The sequence below is a fragment of the Pseudomonas sp. GW821-FHT07E12 genome, from assembly GCF_058986605.1.
Map to the genome: position 1 here is coordinate 42,513 of NZ_JBYSVX010000019.1, position 19,174 is coordinate 61,686.

Sequence of the window (19,174 nt, forward strand, 5' to 3'; positions counted from 1 at the left end):
GGGCTTAGGCTCGATTACGGCAATAAGCCAGCCTGATCCCGCTTGCCGGGCATAGCAGCGGACTCTAAACTCGCGAATATCGGCAAGTGCACCATGATCACAGAAGAAAAATAATAACGGCGGAATAACGGAGTCAGGTTCACTTTTGGCGGTGTGTCAACCTGACCCCGTTTTTCCCGAGGGGGAGAGATGCCTCTCACTAAGTCGAAGCTCACTTATTGTTATTGGGTTCCTGCTCGCGCTGCTGCGCTGCTTCGTCGAGCTTTCCCATCGCGGAGATGCTGACAGCTTCAATTGCCTTCGTGGCAGCATCGGCGACTTGTTTGCTGGTCGTGGATATTGCTTCCTGCGCTTCTTTGCTGATGTGGACAGCGCTTGAGCCAGGAGCTGATGATTGGCCAGCACTGCCAAGCTGCAGTGCTGCCGATTCAATGGCTCCGTCCGAAATCATTAGAGTAGCAGCCGATTGAACAACCTGTAAAAAAAGAGTGGCCGTCTGGTCCTTATCTATGGATCCATTCATGGATAATTGGCATAGATAATAAAGTCCGCTTGAAAGGAAAGTCGTCTTCTCGGTGGACTTGATTAGTGGGGTAATATTTTCCCTGTAGCTCGAGGCGGCGGCCAAGCTTGCTTCAATATCCTTGGCACTAGCATTTGACCAAGGCTTTATTTTTCCACTTGCTAAGCCAAGCAAGCCGATCTCTGATGAGAAGGAACTCATTGCTCCTTGAGTACAGAACTTCTTCCCTTCCAGAACAACTGCAGCATTTTGATCGGGATTCCAAACAACCACTGATCCAATTGATTTTCCTTCGATGTTCCTGATCTCCTTGTCGTATACCGTGGAGCAACCCACACAGTTCATCGTTACCGCGACAGCCGAAGCAGCAATCCACCGATTCATGGTTGTCTCCTGCTAGGGGGCGGCTCCATGCCGCCCTCAAGCAGCTATGTAGCACAGCCCTTAGCCCTCTGCATCTGCCACCAATGTAAGGGCATTCCCGAGTGTGCTTAGAGGCTGGATTAGATTGACTTGCTAGTGAAAAAAGCCAAAAAAGTAACGAAGTCAGATTCACTTCCGGCTATAAGCCAATCAGATTCCGCTCTTTTCATGCTCACCCGTCTGCCAACCGCGTAAGCCGCAGCGCTTGCACCCGCAGCGCATCGCGCAGCGACGTCGGCCGGCGGATCTCGAAATCGAACGGCAACCGCGACAGTTCGCGCGCGAACCAATCCAGATCGTCGGCCTGCGCCAGGAGCAACGTTCCATCACCGTCCGGCTTGAACACGCCGATGGCCTCGAACAGGGCTCTACGCACGCTGGCGAGGTCGGCGGCGAAACGGACCTCGACCGTATGCTGCCTGGGCAGCGTCGCCAGCGAGTGGCCGAGATGGGCGAGGGCATCGAAGCCTTCCGGGCGGGCGAAACTCGCCGGCAGCGGCTGCACGTCGAGCACCCGATCGAGGCGGAATGAGCGTACGTCGCCACGCAGGTGGCAGTGACCGACCACGTACCAGCGGCCGCCACGCCAGGCCAGGCCGTAGGCATCGAATTCACGCTCGCTGTCTTCCCCCAGCGCCGAGCGATAGCGCAAGCGCACACGCTGACGCGACTGCGCGGCAGCGCTGAGCGTGCGCAGCGCGTCGTTGTCCTCGGCCGCGATGGCGGAATGGGCCTGCTCCAGCATCACGGTTTCGTCTATCGCACGCACACGGCGGCGCAGCGCGGCCGGCATCGTCCGTTCCAGCTTGGCTTGCGCGCTGGCGGTAGCCGGCGCGGCCTCGGCCAGCCCCATTTGCCGCGCGGCGAGCAGGCCCAGCGAAATCGCCAGCACCTCGTCATCGGTGAACATCATCGGCGGCAGCTTGAATCCCGCAGCCAGCGCATAGCCGCCGTAACGCCCACGTTCGGCCACGACCGGGATACCGATGTCCTCCAACGCCGCGATGTAGCGACGCAGGGTGCGGACGTCGATACCGACGCGTTCCGCCAGCGCACTGCCGGGCAAGCGGCCATGCGCCTGCAGCAGTTCGAGCACGGCGAGCAAGCGGGTGGCAGGACGTTCCATGGCGCCAGGATCACATCCAATCAGGACGGGAAACGACCTGATTATGCGCCAGCATCACCGCTGATTCCCCAAGGAGCGAATACCCATGCCGGACCCCGTAGCCACCGTGCTGGAACTGCGCCAGTACACCCTGCACCCGTTCAAGCGCGACGTGCTGATCGACCTGTTCGAGCGCGAGTTCATCGAAACCCAGGAAGAAGCGGGCATGCGCGTGCTGGGTACGTTCCGAGACCTGGACGATCCCGACCGCTTCGTCTGGCTGCGCGATTTCGCCGGCATGCCGGAACGCACCGAAGCGCTGCAGCGTTTCTACGATGGCCCGGTCTGGCAGACGCATCGCAATGCGGCCAACGCAACGATGGTCGATTCCGACAACGTGCTGCTGCTCAAGCCGGCACGGGCGGGTGAAGGCTTCCACGTGCCCGCATGTCCTCCATCGCGCAATGCGGCGGAGTTGCCACCAGGACTGATCGAAGCGCGCATCTATCATCTCGACCAGGCCGCAACCCAGGCGCAACTGGACAGGTTCGATGCAGTCCGGCCCATCCTCGAAGCCGCGGGCGCGCAACTGCTTGCCGTGCTGGTCACCGAGCCGGCACCGAACGGTTTCCCACGATTGCCGGTACGCGAGGGCGAATGGGTACTTGCGTGGTTCGCGCAATTTCGCGACGACCCAACCTATCAACGCGCCCGCGCGTTCCTCGCAGCGTCGCCGCAATGGCAAAAGTTCGAGGGCGAGTTGCTGCGCCCCGCGCCGCGTCGCCCCGACGTGTTGCGGCTCGCGCCGACCACGCGCTCGCGATTGCCAAGCTCGGGGCCGCAGGCATGACCCGGGCGATCAAGCAATACAAGATCGATCCGGAGAAGGCCGATCCGGCTGTGAGGTATAGCCCTCACGGGGTCGCGGGCTGGGCGTGCGAGGGGCGGCCATGGCGCACTCACTGCCTGACTGGCTAAAAACCCCGTACGCAGGTCAGTCAGCAAGCCTCGCCCCGGCTGTTGCATGGCCGCACTTCATGCGCGCGCCATTCCTTGACGAGCTGCCGGCGATTGCCTGGATAGCGTTCGGCCAGAACTTCGGCGTTGGCGATGTCGTCCATGCCGATCACGCGGAACTGGTTGTCCAGCTCGCACCAGGCTGCGATGAAGCGCTTGCCGTCGATCAGGCCGAGCATGATCGGCCAGACCTGTTGTTCGTCCATCGGAGCGTGTTCGATCGCCAGCGTGATGCGCAGCTTGCGCTGCTCGCGCAGCGCCCGGCGGATTTCGCTCAGGTCCAGGGGCATCGGGCCTTTCAGCGGGTAGCCGACGTAGATCGCGTCGTCGTCGAGCGCGTGGCGCATGTCGGAGGGAAGAACGGCATTGATCTTGGCCAGCGCGTTGGTCACGGCCAGCGCGAGCGTATCGTCGGTCTGGCGGCTGACCCATTGCGCGCCGATCACCAACGCCTGGATTTCTTCTTCGGTGAAAGACAGCGGCGGCAGCAGTGATCCTGGCCGCAGGATGTAGCCAACCCCCGGTTCTCCATCGATGTCGGCCCCCATGTCCTGCAGGGTGGCGACGTCACGGCGGATGGTGCGCAAGGACACGCCCAGCTCACGCGCAAGCGCGCCGCCGGACACCGTCCTGCGGTGTCGGCGAAGCGTTTGCATCAGGTCGAACAGTCGGTGGCTTCTGGCCATGCTTCACTCCATCGCCACGACGCCCTTGCCGCCGAGCTTGCGGCCTTTCTCAAGCTCGGTGATCAGCTGGACGGCGCCGCTCAGCGCAACGGTTTCTCCAATCGGTATCTTGAACCTGCCCTCTTGCGCGGCGCCTGCCAGCTTTTCCAGGATCTCGGCGCGCGGCGACCCGATGATAGGCTTGAGCCGCCGGTCGAAGAGCGCCCGGATGAACTTGCCCGGGCCGGGATTCAGGTCCAGGAACACGCCGCCCGGGCGCAGCATGGCCAGGCCGGCTGGCACGGTCATGGTGGCGGCGGTGTCGTAGACCACGTCGAAGCGCGTGGCGATCGTCGACAGATCCGTCGCGCGATAGTCGTAGACCGTCTGCACGCCGAGTGATCTGGCGCGCTCCATGTCCCGGGTGCTGCAGCTACCGGAGACGATGGCGCCGAAAAGTCGCGCGATCTGCACGGCCGCTTCGCCGACCGCGCCGGCGCAACCGTTGATGAAGACGTGCTGGCCGGCTTGCAGTTTGGCTTTGTCGATCAGCCCGTTCCAGGCGGTGACGCCGGGCGTGCCCAGGCAGGCGGCATCCTCGAAGGAGATACCGGTGGGCTTCTTGGCCAGGAATATCTCTTTGGTGATCACGGCCTGGCCGAGCGCGCCGCTTTCCTTGAAGCGGGCGAGGCCGAAGACGGCATCGCCGGCCTTGAAGCGCGTGACGCCGGCGCCGACGGCGGTGACCAGGCCCGAGAAGTCCATGCCCATCGCACGGGGAAATGCCTTGCCGGTGACGATCTTCATCACCCCGTTGCGCAGCTTCCAGTCGATGGGATTGATCGCCGCGAACTTGATCTGCACGGCCACTTCACCCTTGCCGGGCGCAGGCAATTGGAAATCATCGACCCGCATCAACTCGGGGCCACCATAGCGGTTGTACTGAATGCGTTTCATGGGTTTCACCGACTGGGTGTCAAGCGCTGCGCGAACCGGACATTGCGATATTCGCCCGGCGGGCGACGGGGTAAGTGGGGGGCTAGCGATTCAAAGCAGGGCATCGTGCGATTCCTTTATCAAGGACAGGCGAGGGGGGAGGTGAGAGCGGTCCAAGGCTCTCTGGTGTCTGCCTGGGCATCCTACGGAGCGGTGGTGCCAGTTTCTGTCACCATTCTTTTGGCTCAGTCCCGCATGGGGTCTGCCGTGGGAGGGACTTCAGTCCCGATGCTTGGCTGTGACGGCCTGTCGGGACTGAAGTTCTTCCCACAAAAGCCGGCTGCATTTCCCGCCGTCGCTGGATCGCGCCTTCGCGCGCAGTTCGTTGATTCAGTTGCCGGGCCAGTGGAAGGCTTTGGCACCCAGAACCGCCGGCTGGGTTTCCGTCACCCGCTGCGAAATCACTTTGCCCTGGATGGCCGCGACAAAGGCCTTGAAATGAGCGGATTCCACATGTGCCTGATAAGCGGCCTGGTCGCGATAGACCTCCACGACGTACAGCCTGGTCGGGTCGTCCTTGTCGATCGCGCAATGCATCGAGAGCACGCCGGGTTCGTCGCGCACCGAGGCCTCGATGTTCTTGCGGCCGGCTTCGAGGATGGGCTGCACATCTTCGGGCGCGAGCACGAACTCGAAGATGCGCATGATGGGGGGAGCGACTTCGGCAGCCATCGCGGTCTTGCCCACGGTGAAGGTCATCAGCATCGTCATGGCCAGCCCACCGATCGCTTTGCCCAGTGTCCTTGAGCGCTTCATGGTGATGAAGGGAGTGGTTGCCCCTTGGCGCTGAGCTGGACTGGCACGGTCTCGATCAGCTTGCGCGACAGGATCATCGGTTGGGTCACTGCCACGTACTTCTTGAAGTGCGGGGATTCGATATGCGCCCGGTAGGCCTGCTCGCTGGCGTAGATCTCGAAGAAGCGCAGGCTGTTGGGCTTGTCCTTTTCCGCGACCGAATAGATGGCCAGCACGCCGGGTTCGATACGGATGGATGCTTCCATCTCTTCCTTGACGGCCGCTGTGTAGGCATCGAGTTGCGCGGGGTCGATCACCAGTTCGGCGATGCGCACGACGGTGGTGTCCGGCGGCTGCGCGTGAAGTGTGCCGGCTACGGTGCTGCACATCATGGTGGTGGCAATCATCCAGGTTCTCATGGGGTTCCTTCTTCAGGTTTCCAGGCATTTCGGCAGTTCGGCGACGAGCACGTCGATCGCCAGACGGGAGCGCAGCGGCAGGTACTGGGCGGCAGGCCAGACGGCGTAGCCCTCGATGACGGCGGTGGGCCGGTGTCCCCAGATTTCGACGAGTTCGCCGCGTCGCAATCGTTCCCGGATCAGCCAGTACGGCAACCAGGCAAGCCCCATCCCCGCTGCGGCGGAATCGGCAATGAATTCGAGATCGTCGAAACGCAGGCGGGAGGTGGGCTGGACATCCACCAGTGCATCGGTGGCATCGGGGAGCCGCCACACCAAGGCATGCTGGTTAGGCCAATACGGCAGCAGGTCGTGCTCCATGAGTTCCTCCAGCGTGCGCGGCTCGCCCCTCGCCGACAGATAGGCAGGCGCCGCGCACAGCACCTTGGGCTGGCTGACCAGGCGGCGGGCACGCAGGGTGGCGCGGTCGTCCGGCGCGCCGTTGCGCACGGCCAGATCGAATCCTTCGGCGATCAGATCGACCTGACGGTCGCTGAAGTTCAATTCCAGTTCGAGTTTGGGATGCTGTTGCGCATACGCCCGCAGGATGGGGGCGACGCAATAGCGACCGAACAGCACCGGCATCGTCACGCGCAATTTGCCGACCACTTCGCGTCTGCCGTTCTCCAGCATGGTCTCGCCCGCGCGCAGTTCCTCGATGGCGCGAAGGCAGCGCTCGTAATACTGCTGTCCGTCTTCGGTGAGACTCTGCATTCGGGTCGTTCGCTGAAACAACTGCACGCCCAGTCTTTCTTCCAGGCGCGCGATCGCCTTCCCGACGGCCGAGCGTGTCAGCGACAGCCGTTCGCCAGCCTTGGCGAAGCCACCGGCTTCAACGACCTCGACGAACAACTGGACGCCATCAAACCTGTCGCGCACGGGTTCACCTCTTGATCCAGATTGTAGAATTTAAAGATACATAGAGAATAAAAATATTCGCTTATGTTGATTTTAATTCTACTTTATAGTCGTTCGCAGGCCAAGTGAAGCCGGCTGCAGGCAACCGGCAGCTACTGGGCGCTCGGTGAGTCCAATGACTGTATGCAGCCGAAAAGGCGAAGGTGAAAAGTGCTTGTTTCAATCGTTTATGACAGTGGCTATGGCCACACGGCGCGCGTTGCCGAGGCCGTGGCCGAAGGTGTCCGCGAGTCGGGCGTTGCCGACGTCGTGCTCATGCCCGTGATCGAAGGTGCGGTGGACTGGCAGGTGCTCGAAGACAGCGACGCGATCGTCTTCGGATCGCCGACCTACAACGGGATGATCAGCGCCAGGCTCAAGCAGTTCTTCGAGGATTCCACCAAGGCCGCGTGGACGGCGCAGAAGTGGCGCAACAAGATCGCGGCGGGATTCACCAATTCCGGCGCGCAGCATGGCGACAAGCTCAACGCGCTGGTCTCGATGGCGCTGTTTGCCGCCCAGCACGGAATGATCTGGGTTGGCCTGGACATGATGCCCGGCAACAGCAGCAGTACCGGCAGCGCGCAGGACCTCAATCGCCTCGGCAGCTGGCTCGGAGTCATGACGCAAGCGAACACGGACGAGGCGCCCGAGATCGTGCCACCGAGCAGCGACCTCCAGACGGCCCAGTACTTCGGCCGCCGCGTGGCCGACACGGCCCGGCGTCTTCAGCACGCTTGACCGTTTTTCTTCCTCGTCTCCCAAATACTGAAGGAATATCACCATGAAACTGCTCTGTCTCGACGTGCCGCAACCAGGCGCCACGATGGAAAAATATGCGCCGCACATGGCGGACGAAGTGCGCCACACCTGGCAGATGTACAAGGGCGGCATCGTCCGGGATATCTACTTCCGCCAGGACCGTCCCGGTGTGGCGATCATCGCCGAAGCCGAATCGGTCGAAGCCGCCAAGGCCGCGCTGGCCGAGTTTCCGCTTGCCAAGGCCGGCCTCATCGACTGGGAGGTGATCCCGCTCGGCCCCTTCCACTGGGAAGCACTGTTCGCTCCCGGTAACGCCTGAGGCCTGCCTGCGACGGCGGATGCCTCAGCATCCCGGCCGCGTTGCGCAAGCGGCGCGGCTTTGCCCGGAACGCCAGTGCGGCCCGTATCAGAGCCAAGGAATATTCCCATCATGAACGTACTGGGCTTTGCCGCTCAATCGGCTTCCGGTCCGCTCGAACGTTTTTCTTTCGAGCGGCGCGCCCCGCGCCTTGATGACGTTGTCATCGACATCCTTTATTGCGGCGTCTGCCACACCGATCTGCACCTGGCGCAGAACCACGGCGGCTTTACCACCTATCCGATCGTGCCCGGGCACGAAATCATCGGCCGGGTGCGCGAGGTCGGCGCGGGCGTCTCGCGCTTCAAGGCCGGCGACATGGTCGGCGTCGGCTGCATGGTCGATTCCTGCCGGCACTGCCGGCCGTGCCTGAAGGGTTGGGAGCAGGACTGTGTCGAAGGTTCGACCTTCACCTACAACAGCATCGACCGGCACGACGGAAGCGTCACTTATGGTGGCTATTCCGAATCCATCGTGGTGCGCGACACGTTCGTGCTGTCGTTGCCCGATGGGCTCGATCCGGCTGGTGCCGCGCCGCTGCTCTGCGCGGGCATCACCACCTGGTCGCCGCTGCACCGCTGGAATGTCGGCAAGGGCAGCAAGGTCGCGGTGATCGGCCTGGGCGGGCTTGGCCACATGGCGCTGAAGCTGGCCAAGGCGCTCGGCGCCGACGTGACCCTGTTCACCCGTTCGTCCGGCAAGGAGCAAGACGCTTTCCGCCTCGGCGCCGACCATGTCGTGCTGTCGGGCGATGCCGCACAGATGGAGGCCGTCGCCGGCCGCTTCGACGTGATCATCGACACGGTGCCCTACGACCACGACGTCAATCCCTACATGCCGACGCTCGCGCTCGAAGGCGTGCTCGTGCTGGTCGGCTATCTGGGCCCGCTCGGCACACCGGTGAATGCCGGCGGCGTGGTGCGGGGACGCAGAGCCATCAGCGGTTCGTTCATCGGTGGCGTGCCCGAAACCCAGCAGATGCTCGATTTCTGTGGACGGCACGGCATCGTCTCGGACGTGGAGATCATCCCCATCGAGCACATCAACCAAGCCTACGAGCGCATGTTGAAGAGCGATGTGAAGTATCGCTTCGTCATCGACATGGCCTCGCTCAAACCCTGAGGAGCAGATTCATGGCAGACAGCATCAAGCCCATCCTGTGCGTGGTCACCAGCCATCCCATCCGTGGTGACAGCGGTGAGCCAACCGGTTTCGCCCTGGTCGAGCTGACGCACCCGCTGGAGGTTTTCGAGAAGGCCGGCATCCCGGTCGAGATCGCCTCGATCCGCGGCGGCCATCCGCCGATCGATTTCTTCGACCTATCCGATCCGGTCAACGCTCATTACTGGAAGGACAAGCATTTCCGCGATGCACTGGCGCATTCGCGGGTGCTCGGCGAGCTGGATCCGTCGCGCTACTCGGCGGTGTTCTTCGCCGGTGGCCACGGCACCATGTGGGACTTCGCCGACAGCGAAGCCGTACAGAAGGTCATCCGCGAGATATGGGAGGCCGGCGGCATCGTCTCGGCGGTCTGCCATGGTCCGGCCGCACTGGTGAACGCGACGCTGTCGGACGGTCGCTATCTCGTTGCCGGCAAGAAGCTCGCGGCCTTCACCGACGAGGAAGAAGAAGAGGTCAAGTACACCCATGTCGTGCCATATCTGTTGGCGAGCACGCTGAAGGAGCGTGGCGCGCTGCATCGGCCGGCGCCCAACTGGTCGGAGAATGTGGTGACCGACGGCCGCCTGGTGACCGGCCAGAACCCGGCATCGGCACGCGGTGTGGGCGAGGCCGTCGTCGCGCAGCTGAAGGTCAAGGCCTGACGAAGGGGCATGAGTGATTGCGGCCAACCCCCGGTGCATGAAAAAGGCGGCCCCGTTCTTGCAGGGCCGCCGGCACTGGGGTGGCTCAGGCGCGATTGTTCATGCGCTCGAACATGGCTTCGCCCAACTGGCGCGTCTGCGCGGAGATGCCGACCAGAATCTCGTCCCGGCCTTCGGCCCATTGTGCGAAGGCCTGGTCAGCGAAGTCCTCCGGCGTGACCATCATGCGGTTCGCTGTGCCCTCGCTGCGGGTTCCGCCACCAAGGCCGGTATCGACGATCGGCGGGGCCAGTTCGATGACCCGCACGCCGCTTGCCTTCAGTTGATGCCGCAGGCTGAGCGTGAAGGAATGCAGCGCCGCCTTGGTGGCGCAGTAGACCGGCACGTCCGCCAGCGGCGAGAAGGCCAGGCCCGAACTGACGTTGATGATGCACGCCTGGTCCTGCTGGCGGAGCGTCGGCAGCAGTTCGTTGATCAGGTGGATCGGCGCGGTGAAGTTGATGGCGATCTCCTGGTCGAGGCTGTCGATGACCGGATCTGCGGTGAAATCGCGTCGAACCTGTATGCCGGCATTGTTGATGAGCACGTTGAGTGCTGGGTACTCGGCCTGCAGCCATTGCACCATCGCGCGCCGGCTGGCCGTGTCGGCGATGTCGCAGACGCGTGTCACCAGTACCGGCAGCCCGGCCTTCGCCTGCTGCAGGGCCGCCTCGCTGCGACCGCAGATGATGACCTGATTGCCCTCGTCGTGAAGGCGTCTGGCCAGCGCGAGGCCAATGCCGCTCGCGCCGCCGGTGATGAGGATGGTGTTACCTGTGAGTTTCATGGTCGTACGTTCTTCCGTTTGATTGAGGAAGGCGCGTCGACGATGACATGGGGTAGTCAGCGGACACACCTTCGCAACCGGCAAGCCGGGCTGGGTGTCGCGGATACCCCAAGGGGGAGGAGCTGCCGTCCGGTGGAACGGCGACCGGGCTACCATCCGGCCAGCACTCTTTCGACCTGCGGTTTCTAACAGGCTTTTCGGCGGATCACAAGACAAGAAGCAGAGCCCTGCACGAAACACATCGTGATGGCGGCTGCGATAACGGAGTTCAACCATGAAACTAGTGGCGATCGAAGAGCATGTGCTTCCGGCCGACATCAAACATGCCTGGGAAACCATCCCCGGCGCGGACGATGGAACCCTGGTGCTCAATCCTCCCGTCATCGACGAGCGCCTTGCCGATCTTGCCGAAAAGCGCCTGGCCCTCATGGACGAGACCGGCGTCGACATGCAGGTGTTGTCGCTGACGACCCCGGGCCTGAACAACCTCGCCGAACCTGGCATCGATCTGGCCCGGCGCGCCAACGATCTGATGGCCGCTACGGTGCGCGGCAATCCGGCGCGCTTCCAGTTCCTGGCCGCGTTGCCGTTCGCCAATGCCGACGCAGCCGCGAGCGAATTGCGGCGTTCGGTGGTGGAACTCGGCGCCAAGGGCGGCATCCTGTACGGCCGTGTCGGCGACAGGCATCTCGACGACGCGCTGTTCGCGGCGACCTTTGCCTGCGCGGCCGATCTCAATGTGCCCTTGCTGATCCATCCGCAGATCCCGCAGATGGCGGTGCGCGAGTCTTACTACAGTGGTTTCACGCCCGCGGTCGATCTGGCGCTGTCGACCTTCAGCCTCGGCTGGCATTACGAGGCCGGCATGGAATTCGTGCGGATGGTGCTGGGCGGTGTCTTCGATCGCCATCCCAATCTGCAGGTCATCCTCGGCCACTGGGGCGAGGTGGTGATCTTCTACCTGGAACGCCTGGTCATGCTGGACAGGGTGGCCACGCTGCGCAAGCCGTTCATCGCTTATGTGCGGGACAACCTGTATCTGACCGCCAGCGGCATGTTCAGCGCGGACTACCTGCAACGCGCGGTTGAAGTGGTCGGGCCGGATCGCATTCTCTTCTCGACCGACTACCCCTATCAGTACCGACCCGGTGGTGATGCCCGGCGCTTTGTCGAAACGCTGCAGCGGGATGATGATGACAAGCGCAAATTCGCGTACGCCAACTGGGAGCGACTGACCGGCGGCTAGGGCGTGTCATCCATTCCCGAACAGGTCGCGCCACTCATGCGCATCCCCGGGGGGTGATGACACGCCCGTAGGAGCGGCTTCAGCCGCGATGAAGCTTTCCCGGGAGCCTCATCGCGGCTGAAGCCGCTCCTACGGTGAACAGGCATTCGAGCCGCAACCTCATGCTCGCCGCAAGATGGGGCAGCGAGCCGGAAATTGGGAGCGCTTGACGCAGACACGGCGTGAGCTCGGGCGATCGTGCATGGCAGCTCTGCATCGCCGATATCCATCTTCGGTAAGTATCTGGAAAGACGCGCGTTCCTACAGTGACGTCCCGTAACAAACGGGCATCGCATACGTCCACTTACCCGATCGACATCGTTGCATCCCGCACGGGGCAGCTATCGGTACCGCCACCACGTGGGGTCTTCGTCCCAGCCCCACGCTATGACGAAGGGGCACGCCGCACACGTGTCATGCATGAAGCAGGTTGCTGCGCGGCACGCCTGTGGCGGGAGCGGGCCGAATTGCGTACTTCATTGCGGTTGCGGGGGGGGCTGCGATTCAATTCCCAAAAAGGAAATTTCATGTCAAGAGTGTCCAAACTTTTGTTGTCGCTCTCGCTTGTTCTCACGATCACAGGTTGCGCGAGCATCCCAAGGAGCGAAATGCCGGAATCCCGCTTCGCCTCGCTGGATTGTCCGGAAATTGCGGGTCAGCTGGACCAGGCGCAAGCTACACGCAAGCAGGCCGCACAGGCGAAACGTAGATCCTGGAAAGTCATCATTCCCATCGCCATCGGGGTTCGCTACTTCAATGCATCACACGTGGAAAATGAGGCCGAAAAAAGAGAAGCCCTTCTGTTGCGCGAGCAACAGGCGAAAGGCTGCACCCAGGCTTCCGGTGCGGTCGAGAACACTTCATCCATAGACCCCAGGACAATGACACCCATATCGGTCATCTCGTTTCCATCGCCTCATGATTGGCCCATCTGGGTGGCGCAGGAGCAGGGCTATTTCGATCGCAACGCCGTAGCGGTTTCACTGACTCCAACGGCTGATTCGAAGTTTCAGCTGGCCGGGTTGATTGATGGAAAGTTCGATATCGCGATGACCGGCATCGACAATGTTGTTGCCTACATGGAAGGGCAGGGCGAAGCACCGACCCAGGCGACCCCGGATATCTTCGCTTTCATGGGCGCCAGCAATCAGGGCTTTCTGCGGTTGGTGACCTTGCCAGAGGTCAAGAGCTTCACCGATCTCAAAGGCAAGCAGGTCTCGGTCGATGCGCTGACAACCGGCTACGCATTCGTGCTACGCAAAGTGCTGGAGGAAGGTGGTCTGACGTCCTCCGATGTCGAGTTTGTCAGCGTCGGCGGGTTGCGGCAGCGCTACCAGGCGCTGATGGAAAAACAGCAGGCCGGCACGCTGCTTATCTCGCCCATGCATGCGGCCGCTCAACAAAGGGGATTCAACATCCTGGCCAACGCGGAAGATGTACTCGGCCATTATCAGGCGTCAGTCGGCGCCGCGCGGCGAGATTGGGCAAGAAACAATGAGGCCGCGTTGGCCGGCTACATCCGCGCCTACATGGATGCCATCACATGGCTCCGCAATCCTGCCAACGAGGCGCAGGCCGTGGCGATCCTGAGCAAGAACATGCCGGGCATGACCGAGCCGATGGCCGCACAGGCATATGAGGTCCTGTTGAATTCGGATAACGGACTTGATCCTCGCGCACGACTCGACATCGAGGGAATCGAGACGGTGCTGGCACTGCGCAGTGAGTATGCCGAGCCGAGAAAATACCTGGCCGAAGCCGGGAAGTACTACGATCTGCACTATCACGAAGAGGCAATCGGTCTGGAAAGGCAGCTTCCACGCTCCTCGCGAAGGAACTGACGTCGTGGCGAATCCATTGCGGCTTCCAGTACATGGCGCCAGCCGGACTTGTGTGTCTTTCAGCCGTTCTCATGAGCTGCGATGAGCCGCGTTCTTTTAGTCGAAGACCATGAACGGCTTGCACAGCTGGTCTGCAAGGGATTGCTGGCAGCCGGAATCGCCGTCGATGTGATCGATCGCATCGATGCCGCTTGGGCCGCGGTCCAGAGCGTGCCGTACCAGGCGTTGATCATCGATCGCGGATTGCCGGACGGTGACGGGCTCGCCCTGCTACGGCATCTGCGCAGCGCCGGGATTGGCGTGCCCTGCCTGGTACTGACGGCGCGTGATGCTTTGCATGATCGCGTGGAAGGGCTGGAGGCGGGCGCTGATGACTATCTCCCCAAACCGTTTGCCATGGATGAGATGGTGGCGCGCGTGCGGGCGTTGCTGCGCCGCCCGGTGGAGCAGCGCCCGCTCGACCCCCGTCATGGTGATCTAACGCTGCGACCCGATGCAGGCATCATGTGCTGCGGGGATGAGAGCGTGACGCTGCCCTCGGCGGAGATGCAGATCATGTTGCAGCTTCTGCGAAAACACGGAGAAGTGGTGCGTCGAAGCGCGTTGGAGGCGGTGGGGTGGGGGCTGGGAGAGGCCGTTACCCCCGGTGCGCTGGACGTCGCCCTTCATCGTATCCGTCGCAAACTGCTTGCCATTGGCTCGCGCCAGCAGATCATCAATGTGAGAGGTCATGGCTATGTCCTTCGTGAAGCCGACATGGCTCAATAGCCTGGGCCTGAAAGTACTGCTTGCGTACGTAGTCGGGGTGATACTGAGCATCCTGCTCATGGCGCTGATCGTCTTCTTGCTGACGACCTTCCGCAGCGATTTCCTGCTCAAGAAGGATCTGGGCGAATACACGCGGGATCTGGCCCGAGCGGTTCTGTTCGACAACCGTGGCGTCCCGATCGGCCTTGCCGCCAGCGAGGACAACGACCGATGGATCTATCAGAGCCTGAAACAGGAAGCGGCCTACCGCGTGCTGGACGAATCCGGTCGTTCGGTTCTGGTTTCCGCTGCCGGAGAGGCCTTCTGGTCTCCTGCCGAGGCTTGGCAGCCGCAAAAGGATAGTTTCACCTTCGAGCGTGATGGCATAGGGCTGTACAGCTTCGTCGAGCCTGTCGAGCACAATGGAAGAACCTGGTATCTCCAGTTCGCAGCCAGCGCAAGGCTGATGAGTTTCATGTATCAGGAGTTCACCTTGCCGTTCATGGGGGCGGGGGTCGTTCTCTTCAGCCTGGTCCTGCTCTTCGTCTTTGGGGTCTGTGCCTATGTCACGCTCGGATATACGCTCAGGCCCCTGCGGGAACTGTCCAAGTCCGCCGCTTCGATCTCACCGCGCGCGCTCCACGCCCGATTGCAGACCGGGTCGGTGCCGCGCGAGATCTCTCCCCTGGTGGACAGCTTCAATCATGCACTCGACAGGCTGGAGCACGGATACCGCATCCAGCAGGAATTCCTGGCCACAGCGGCGCATGAGTTGAAGACACCATTGGCGCTGATCCGCGCCCAGGTGGAGTTGAGGGAAGATGGCAATGACCGCGACGCCTTGCTCGACGACGTCGAGCATATGACGCGTCAAGTACAGCAGCTCCTGCTGCTGGCAGAAGCCAGTGAGGTACAGAACTACAACTTCGCACAGGTCGATGTGCGGGAAGTGGCCATGGAGGTCATTGCCTACCTGCAGCGCATGGCCGCAGCCGCGAATGTACAAGTGACCTTGTCCGGCGGTGACTTCGAGGCGCAATGGCAGGCCGATCGGGGGGCATTGTTCACCTTGTTGAAGAACCTGCTGGAGAACGCCATCCAGCATGCCCCGCAAGGCACGGAAGTGAGAGTGGACGTAGACCCTGCAACCTTGTCGGTACGCGACTGGGGGCCTGGCGCGAGTCCGGAGCAACTGCCGAAAATGTTCACCCGCTTCTGGCGTGGCGCCCATCGGCGCGACTATGGCGCAGGTCTGGGTCTGACCATATGCCGGGAGATCGCGCTCGCACATGGATGGACGTTATCCGCGCACAGTGCAGCCCCGGGTTTATTGTTCAAGGTGAGCTTTGCGCCTTGAGTCTTGACGTGCCCGCTGCTGACTGAAAACAGGCTGAAAAAAGGCTTTCCGGTAAGTCTTCGGAAAGACCGCTCGTTGAATAGTCCCGTCATGTCACAAGTACAGACGAGGACTCGCATGTATCGAGCGGAACAGTCATTCCCCATCGTTGCCGAATGGCCCGCTTTCCGCGGCAGCAAGCCCGCTCCCGGTCCTGAATTAGCCGTCATCGTCCCGGTGTTCAACGAGCGGGACAACGTGCAGGAAATGGTCCGGAGGCTGAAGGCCACGCTGGTGGATTGTTCCTGGGAAGTCATTTTCGTCGATGACGATTCGCCCGATGGAACCGCAGAGCTTGTACGTCACCTGGGGAGTCTCGATCGACGTGTGCGCTGCCTGCAACGCGTCGGCAGGCGAGGGCTGTCATCGGCATGCGTGGAGGGCATGCTTGCGAGCACGGCGAAGTATTTCGCCGTGATGGATGGCGATCTCCAACATGACGAGAACCTGCTTCCGGAAATGTTGGACAACCTGCTGTGCACGGATGTCGACGTGGTCATTGGAAGCCGCTACGTCGCAGATGGCGGCATCGGCGACTGGGACGTGGGGCGCGCTCGAATGAGCCGGGTCGCGACGTGGATTACCCGGACGGCATTGAACACGAAGCTCAGCGACCCGATGAGCGGGCTCTTCATGATCAGGCGGGAAGCCTTCCTGGAGCGGGCCAGGTCGTTGTCTGGAATCGGCTTCAAGATTCTTCTCGACCTGTTCGCCTCGGGCCCGAGACCCCTGCGATTCCTGGAGCTGTCCTACGAGTTTCGCGGCAGGAGCGTGGGTGAAAGCAAGATGGATAGCCGGGCCGCATGGGATTTTCTCATGCTCGTGCTCGACAAGAGATTCGGAGGGATCGTACCTGTTCGCTTCCTCAACTTTGCGCTGGTGGGCGTGCTCGGTGTGGGTGTCCATCTGGCCGTGATGTTCTTGCTGTTCGAAGTTGGAAACAGCCCGTTCGTATGGTCGCAATCAATTGCGATTCTGGTGGCGATGACCAGCAATTTTGCGTTGAACAACAGCTTGACGTACCGCGACATGCGTCTGTGCGGTTGGAACTGGCTGCGTGGCTGGGGATCGTTTGTGCTCGCCTGCAGTATCGGCGGGCTTGCGAATGTCGGCATCGCCTCGTACCTGTTCGATGCCAGTACGACCTGGATTGCCGCGACTCTTGCAGGTACCGCTACCGGCGCTTTGTGGAACTACGCCCTGACGTCAACTTACACCTGGCGCAGAAAGGTCCAATGAAGCAGTCACATTGCGGCGAGAGCCGCGTGGCCGCAAAGGCCGATTCCCTGACATCGGGTAATGGTTCCTCCGTTGGTATGTCTTCCGAAGCAACACTCGGTACGCGGATGCTGGTGCGTACATCGCACTGGTTGGGATGGGCTTGCCTTGCAGCCTGTCTCGATCTCGCCAGCACACTGCTTGTCACTGAGATGGGAGCAAGCCATGGTGCCGCTCATCTGGCAGGGGCCTTCATCGGCTGTGCGTTGCTCGCCATTCGAGGCGTGTGGGCCACTCACGACTCGGAACGGCCATGGCCATCGTTGTTGACGATCAGCATTCTTGCGTTGCTGATTCGTGGCGGTATCGTCAGCACGGCCATTGGGATGGGGGCTCCGGGAGGGCTTGCAGATCTTGGTGGCGTTGTTGCCGGCTGGGGTTTTGTTGTCGCAGGCCGGCGATTCATGGACAAGTCGAAGAGTGATCCAACCACGGAGCCGATAACGCTCATGTCGCGTTCCGCATTGGCGATCCTGGCGGTTGCCGTGCTGCTGCGCGTCGTTTACATCGCTACGTTGCCATTACTTGCACAGGAAACGTACTACTGGAACTACGCAGCACATCTCGACATTGGATACTTCGATCATCCACCGCTTGTCGCCTGGCTCATTGCATTGGGGCAGCTTCTTCTGGGACAGACGGAAGCGGGCATCAGACTGGGATCTTTTGCATGTGGGCTGGTCACGATTGCATTCATCTATCGGTTCTCGTTGCGCCTGGTGGACAAGGCTTCGGCTCTGATGGCCGCCGCCCTGGTGGCAGCATTGCCCTTCTTCTTTGGCGCCGGAATGCTGGCGACGCCGGACGCTCCCTTGGTCGCTGTGTGGGCCGCCGCACTTTATTTCTCCCACGGTGCGCTGGTCATGGGCCATCGCACCGCGTGGTTGGGCTTTGGCGCTGCGATCGGCATCGGCCTTTTGTCGAAGTACACCATGGCCTTACTGGGGCTTGCAGTCGTCGTTTTTGCGCTCATGGACCGGCGTTCGTGGCGCTGGTTCCTGCGCTGGGAACCCTACGCCGGTGTCGTGCTGGCGATTGCCATTTTCATGCCGGTGATCGTCTGGAATTACCAGCATGATTGGGCGTCATTCCTGTTCCAGACGACAGACCGATACGGCGAGCCATCGTTCGGCCTGCATATTCTGTTGATGAACATGCTGCTGGTCGCCACGCCGGTTCCGCTTTTGGCGGTGCCGTTGTTGTTCATGAATCGATGGCTGCGGCAACATCAGCCCACTGATGAGCCGGAACTGGCCAAGCGTCGGAACAGGTTGTTCATTGCCTGCATGGTTTTCGTGCCGATGCTGGTCTTTGTTCTGAATGCGTTGAGACACGAGCCTCGTCTGAACTGGACGGCCCCTATCTGGCTCGCGATGCTGCCGCTTGCCGGTTGGAGCATTCTTCATGCGGAAAGTTTGAGAGGGAAAGCTTGGGGAGCAGCCTTCATCTGGCGAAAGCTGAGGCCGTTGCCGCTGGCTTTGCTCATGTTCAATGCAGCCGCGTTCTACTACGTCGTGCTGGGTCTGCCGGGATTGCCATATCCCAAGTCGCTGGCGCGCGTCATTGGCTGGGATACGGCGACGCGGCATATCCAGGACGTGAGCGATGGAGTGGTCCGGGCGACGGGTCAGGCTCCGGTTGTTGTAGGGATGGACAAGTACTTCACCGCCTCGAAAATTTCCTACCACGCAGCCAAGCTTCGCCCGGACGGATTTCAAGCCCCCCTGCAGGTGACATCGCGTGGCGTGGTCTTCGGCGGAAACGGATTGATGTTCGGCTATTGGGGTGAGTCCACGCGGTTCTCCGGACGGACCTTCATCATGGTGGCACGCAAGAAGGAAGAGCTGCAGTCCAGTGAATTGGCGAAACATTTCGGCCAAGTCGAGCCAGACGTTCATCGAATCCCGTTGATCCAGGACGGACCGGGGGCGAACAACAAGTTCATCGCCAATTACTACTATCGCGTGGGCTACGATTACCGCCCTGTAGCGATGGATCAGTGACACATCAGTAACTGAGCTGCTTGAGGGTCGTTGAAC

At 61.6% G+C, this 19,174-nt stretch carries 19 protein-coding genes; 11 read left to right on the top strand and 8 right to left on the bottom strand.

What is annotated here, in order from left to right; all coding sequences use genetic code 11:
* Window positions 1-211 precede the first annotated feature (211 nt).
* Together AC3WJE_RS12160 and AC3WJE_RS12165 are read right to left on the bottom strand one after the other, a co-directional pair.
* Window positions 212-907: a hypothetical protein gene (locus AC3WJE_RS12160; RefSeq protein ID WP_493731065.1), complete on the bottom strand. Its 696-nt coding sequence runs from the start codon at window positions 905-907 to the stop codon at window positions 212-214.
* A gap of 211 nt (window positions 908-1,118) precedes the next feature.
* Entirely contained in the window at window positions 1,119-2,072 is a 954-nt protein-coding gene (locus AC3WJE_RS12165) for a helix-turn-helix transcriptional regulator (RefSeq protein WP_493731066.1), read from the bottom strand.
* 85 nt (window positions 2,073-2,157) lie between these two features.
* On the opposite strand from AC3WJE_RS12165, the gene AC3WJE_RS12170 reads away from it, so the two are divergent.
* Window positions 2,158-2,901, top strand: a complete 744-nt coding sequence (locus AC3WJE_RS12170) for an NIPSNAP family protein (RefSeq protein ID WP_493731067.1) — start codon at window positions 2,158-2,160, stop codon at window positions 2,899-2,901.
* A gap of 148 nt (window positions 2,902-3,049) precedes the next feature.
* On the opposite strand, the gene AC3WJE_RS12175 is transcribed toward AC3WJE_RS12170, so the two are convergent.
* From AC3WJE_RS12175 to AC3WJE_RS12195, 5 genes are all read right to left on the bottom strand, one after another.
* The gene (locus AC3WJE_RS12175) at window positions 3,050-3,754 is read right to left on the bottom strand and encodes a helix-turn-helix transcriptional regulator (RefSeq protein ID WP_493731068.1); all 705 of its coding nucleotides are present in this window, start codon (window positions 3,752-3,754) and stop codon (window positions 3,050-3,052) included.
* A 3-nt stretch (window positions 3,755-3,757) separates the two neighbouring features.
* Window positions 3,758-4,690 carry an NAD(P)-dependent alcohol dehydrogenase gene (locus tag AC3WJE_RS12180; protein ID WP_493731069.1) on the bottom strand — a complete coding sequence of 311 codons (933 nt, stop codon included), beginning with the start codon at window positions 4,688-4,690 and terminating at the stop codon, window positions 3,758-3,760.
* A gap of 369 nt (window positions 4,691-5,059) precedes the next feature.
* A complete protein-coding gene (locus tag AC3WJE_RS12185; RefSeq protein WP_493731070.1) occupies window positions 5,060-5,440 on the bottom strand; it encodes a putative quinol monooxygenase in 381 nt (126 codons plus the stop codon).
* Between the two features lie 41 nt (window positions 5,441-5,481).
* The gene (locus tag AC3WJE_RS12190; RefSeq protein ID WP_493731071.1) at window positions 5,482-5,883 is read right to left on the bottom strand and encodes a putative quinol monooxygenase; all 402 of its coding nucleotides are present in this window, start codon (window positions 5,881-5,883) and stop codon (window positions 5,482-5,484) included.
* A 12-nt stretch (window positions 5,884-5,895) separates the two neighbouring features.
* The gene (locus AC3WJE_RS12195) at window positions 5,896-6,801 is read right to left on the bottom strand and encodes a LysR family transcriptional regulator (RefSeq protein WP_493731072.1); all 906 of its coding nucleotides are present in this window, start codon (window positions 6,799-6,801) and stop codon (window positions 5,896-5,898) included.
* A 189-nt stretch (window positions 6,802-6,990) separates the two neighbouring features.
* Here AC3WJE_RS12195 and AC3WJE_RS12200 point away from each other — a divergent pair, with 189 nt between their 5' ends.
* The 4 genes from AC3WJE_RS12200 to AC3WJE_RS12215 all read left to right on the top strand — a co-directional run bounded on the left by AC3WJE_RS12200 (window position 6,991) and on the right by AC3WJE_RS12215 (window position 9,762).
* Window positions 6,991-7,560, top strand: a complete 570-nt coding sequence (locus AC3WJE_RS12200) for a flavodoxin family protein (RefSeq protein ID WP_493731073.1) — start codon at window positions 6,991-6,993, stop codon at window positions 7,558-7,560.
* Between the two features lie 43 nt (window positions 7,561-7,603).
* Window positions 7,604-7,900: a YciI family protein gene (locus AC3WJE_RS12205; protein WP_493731074.1), complete on the top strand. Its 297-nt coding sequence runs from the start codon at window positions 7,604-7,606 to the stop codon at window positions 7,898-7,900.
* 108 nt (window positions 7,901-8,008) lie between these two features.
* Window positions 8,009-9,061, top strand: coding sequence for an NAD(P)-dependent alcohol dehydrogenase (locus tag AC3WJE_RS12210; protein ID WP_493731111.1), 1,053 nt, complete (start codon window positions 8,009-8,011; stop codon window positions 9,059-9,061).
* Between the two features lie 11 nt (window positions 9,062-9,072).
* On the top strand, window positions 9,073-9,762 hold the full coding sequence (locus AC3WJE_RS12215; RefSeq protein WP_493731075.1) for a type 1 glutamine amidotransferase domain-containing protein: 690 nt from the start codon (window positions 9,073-9,075) through the stop codon (window positions 9,760-9,762).
* A gap of 85 nt (window positions 9,763-9,847) precedes the next feature.
* Here the strand turns inward: AC3WJE_RS12215 and AC3WJE_RS12220 are convergent, their stop codons facing one another.
* Window positions 9,848-10,672 (bottom strand): SDR family oxidoreductase, encoded by an 825-nt coding sequence (locus tag AC3WJE_RS12220; RefSeq protein WP_493731076.1) that lies wholly within the window; start codon window positions 10,670-10,672, stop codon window positions 9,848-9,850.
* 190 nt (window positions 10,673-10,862) lie between these two features.
* Between AC3WJE_RS12220 and AC3WJE_RS12225 the strand changes: the two genes are divergently transcribed.
* The 6 genes from AC3WJE_RS12225 (at window position 10,863) to AC3WJE_RS12250 (ending at window position 19,138) form a co-directional block, all read left to right on the top strand.
* Window positions 10,863-11,834 (top strand): amidohydrolase family protein, encoded by a 972-nt coding sequence (locus AC3WJE_RS12225; protein WP_493731077.1) that lies wholly within the window; start codon window positions 10,863-10,865, stop codon window positions 11,832-11,834.
* 566 nt (window positions 11,835-12,400) lie between these two features.
* On the top strand, window positions 12,401-13,714 hold the full coding sequence (locus tag AC3WJE_RS12230; protein WP_493731078.1) for an ABC transporter substrate-binding protein: 1,314 nt from the start codon (window positions 12,401-12,403) through the stop codon (window positions 13,712-13,714).
* Window positions 13,715-13,795: 81 nt separating this feature from the next.
* Window positions 13,796-14,482 carry a response regulator transcription factor gene (locus AC3WJE_RS12235; RefSeq protein ID WP_493731079.1) on the top strand — a complete coding sequence of 229 codons (687 nt, stop codon included), beginning with the start codon at window positions 13,796-13,798 and terminating at the stop codon, window positions 14,480-14,482.
* Entirely contained in the window at window positions 14,451-15,818 is a 1,368-nt protein-coding gene (locus AC3WJE_RS12240) for a sensor histidine kinase (protein ID WP_493731080.1), read from the top strand. Before AC3WJE_RS12235 ends, AC3WJE_RS12240 begins: the two co-directional genes overlap by 32 nt.
* Window positions 15,819-15,935: 117 nt before the next feature.
* Complete coding sequence (locus AC3WJE_RS12245) at window positions 15,936-17,096, top strand: glycosyltransferase (protein WP_493731081.1); 1,161 nt, start codon at window positions 15,936-15,938, stop codon at window positions 17,094-17,096.
* Window positions 17,093-19,138 (top strand): ArnT family glycosyltransferase, encoded by a 2,046-nt coding sequence (locus AC3WJE_RS12250; protein WP_493731082.1) that lies wholly within the window; start codon window positions 17,093-17,095, stop codon window positions 19,136-19,138. Before AC3WJE_RS12245 ends, AC3WJE_RS12250 begins: the two co-directional genes overlap by 4 nt.
* Window positions 19,139-19,174 lie beyond the last annotated feature (36 nt).